Annotated in this window: 4 protein-coding genes; all 4 read left to right on the forward strand. The window is 40.1% G+C overall.

Annotated features, from left to right (window positions below; all coding sequences use genetic code 11):
- Positions 1 to 464, forward strand: a 464-nt coding sequence (locus ABZA26_RS12355) for an A24 family peptidase (RefSeq protein ID WP_372714818.1), incomplete at its 5' end; no start/stop codon positions are given.
- An 85-nt stretch (positions 465 to 549) separates the two neighbouring features.
- The gene (locus ABZA26_RS12360; protein WP_372714819.1) at positions 550 to 1,251 is read left to right on the forward strand and encodes a prepilin-type N-terminal cleavage/methylation domain-containing protein; all 702 of its coding nucleotides are present in this window, start codon (positions 550 to 552) and stop codon (positions 1,249 to 1,251) included.
- A gap of 5 nt (positions 1,252 to 1,256) precedes the next feature.
- Positions 1,257 to 1,916, forward strand: coding sequence for a hypothetical protein (locus ABZA26_RS12365; RefSeq protein WP_372714820.1), 660 nt, complete (start codon positions 1,257 to 1,259; stop codon positions 1,914 to 1,916).
- A gap of 9 nt (positions 1,917 to 1,925) precedes the next feature.
- A partial coding sequence (locus ABZA26_RS12370; protein ID WP_372714821.1) for a hypothetical protein occupies positions 1,926 to 2,568 on the forward strand: 643 nt, incomplete at its 3' end.

The following is a 2,568-nucleotide window of genomic DNA, read 5'->3' on the forward strand; positions in this document are numbered from 1 at the left end:
ACGGAATGAGTATATGGACGGCGGAACTCATCATAGCAGCCTCTATACTCATCATCGCATCAGGGATAGACTGGGAGCAGTATTATATCCCGGACAGGTTCACCCTGGGTCTTCTGGTCCTGGGATACGGATTCTCATTTTTCAACGGTGTGGGGATAGAGAGATCCTTCATGGGATCGGCAGCCTACGGATTTTTGTTTGTGATGATATACGGCTACGGAGAGAGGATATTTAAAAAAGAGGTCTTAGGCTTCGGAGACGTAAAACTTGCTGCAGGAATCGGTTCTCTTGTGGGGTATTTCGGGTTTTACAGGATGCACCTTTTTGTCACTACATCATTTGTGGCAGGTGCGGTATACGGAATCTATCTCCTGGTTACCAAGAAAAAAGGCAGGGAAGGGGAGGTACCCTTCGGTCCGTTTATAGCTCTGGGAGGATATATAAGTGCACTTCTATTTTTATAGAGGTGCATTTTTTTATTTTTTGAAGGAAAATATCAAAGCTTTGGTAGAAGATACTTAAGCACAATTTCGAGGGGTGAGTGAATATATGAAGAAGAGAGGTTATTCTGTTATAGAGGTTCTTATAGCAATGGCAATATTTCTCTTTGGGATATTTCCCATAATAGGTTTTACTTTTACATCCCTTAGGGGAGAAAGGATAGCAGGGTCTAAAGAGGAGGCTGCCAGGCTTTCAGGTACAGTGGTGGACTATATAAAGAGCAGGGGATATGATGAAGTGAAAGAACTAATAGAAAAACAAACAGGCGACATTTTCGGAAAAACATATGAACTTAAATTGAGAAGTGACAATAGCGCCTTTATCACAGAAGATTATGAATTTGAAAAAGATTTTTATGATATTACTGCTCCTACAGTCAGCGATAATATATTCCTTTTAAACAGCAGAGGTCTCAGGATGGATGACGGTAAAGCTCAGTTTACTGTTTACATGTCTTTGGTAGATGTGGAGCTCATGAGATTGAAAAGCAGTACCGGAGATAATGATCCTGAAACCGGATGGGAAAAAGAGGATAAGTATGAAAATCCCATCACAGGAAAAGATGGTTCTAACGTACTCTTTGGTACAGGGGGGATAAATACAGATGAATCAGGAGGAAGCGACAGTTTAACCCGGGATAAGTTTATACTGGGAAAAATTGTTTTTGAATATACCCAAAATACAGACGGGGTTTTCGATAAGAATGTGGAAACGCAGTTTGTAATCTCTCCTATAGAGGAATGGAGGTGATCCTATTGAGAAAAGGCTTAAGTGTAATAGAGAGTGTAGTGGCTGTAGCCATACTGGCAATAGTCATGCTCATGATGTCCCCTATGGTAAAGAACTACAGCCTGGTTTATGACAGGATCAATCTTCAGAACAGGATAGACTACGAGTTTGGAAAGACTTTGGAGATAATAAAGCGTAAGGTAAAGGCATCGAGAGTGGACGATGATTATGTGGATAGTGCAGGTGACTCTGTAAAAGCTGTGGAGGTTTTGACTGCTTATACAGGAATATACGACAATATAATATCAGAGCTCAGACTTCTTGTGCCAAATGATGACAATGACCCTGATAAAAACTATATAGCCTTTAGAATTATAGAGGACAAAACTACTGACAGTGACGGAGACGGTATTAATGATAGGAGCCTGGTGTATATCACCAATCCCGGAGAAGACTCATCCATATCATCAGAAAAGGAAACCAAAACAGTACTTATAGAGTATATAGATGCTATAGATACAAGTGAAAAATACTTTCAGTATAAGAAGGGTGTGGTGCTTATATATCTGGACTTGGATATAGACAGGATGACCGGGGAAAGTATAGAGGGGAAAAGAAATATTCTGGATAAAATAAGAGATTCGGCAGTAACCAGGATAAACCTGGATATGTCAAATAATTTTTAGGAGGGGGCTATGAAGAAAAAAGGTTCGGCAATAGTTTTGGCAGTACTGCTTTTATCCTTTTTTACCGCGATAGCTCTGGCTGTATTCTATCTGGGGGGTAAAAAGGGTGAGAGAGCTTATCTAAAGGTGGTAGGAGAGAATGTATCTAATAATTTGGATATGGGCTCCACGCTGGCATATTATGATGCATATATATCTGAGCAGTTTGTGAGGAAAGGAAAAGTCTATGAAACTGCAGGGACTTATAAACATCCGGATATTGACAGTGGTGTGGATAGCTATCCTGCCATAAGTACAATGCCTCTAAGTCTTATAGACACTCTGAATTATGCACCAAATAATACCACACCTCCAAGTGGGTATTATTATATAGGTATAAGGCTGAGCAGCTATATCAATTATTTTGCATCCAGCTGGGATCATAATCTTGGAGATGATAAGAAACCTTATATTGTAAGGGATACTTTTAACAAAAAATTTACTAATCCTATTTTGGCCTATAGAAGCTGGCAGGAAGATGAGTCGAAAGTAAATAGGCTATGGATATATAATGAGAAATGGGACAAGGAGGCTCCTGAAGCAATTACGGTGGGTGGGTACAGGCTCGAAAAACTGGAAATTGCTAAAGATGAAGACGGGGACGGAGTCCAGG

Origin of the sequence: Ilyobacter sp., assembly GCF_041583315.1 — a bacterium.
Lineage (GTDB): Bacteria > Fusobacteriota > Fusobacteriia > Fusobacteriales > Fusobacteriaceae > Ilyobacter.

Bases quoted from the DNA above. Each gene is read 5' to 3' on its own strand.
- ABZA26_RS12360 (WP_372714819.1), top strand. From the start codon at position 550: ATGAAGAAGAGAGGTTATTCTGTTATAGAGGTTCTTATAGCAATGGCA.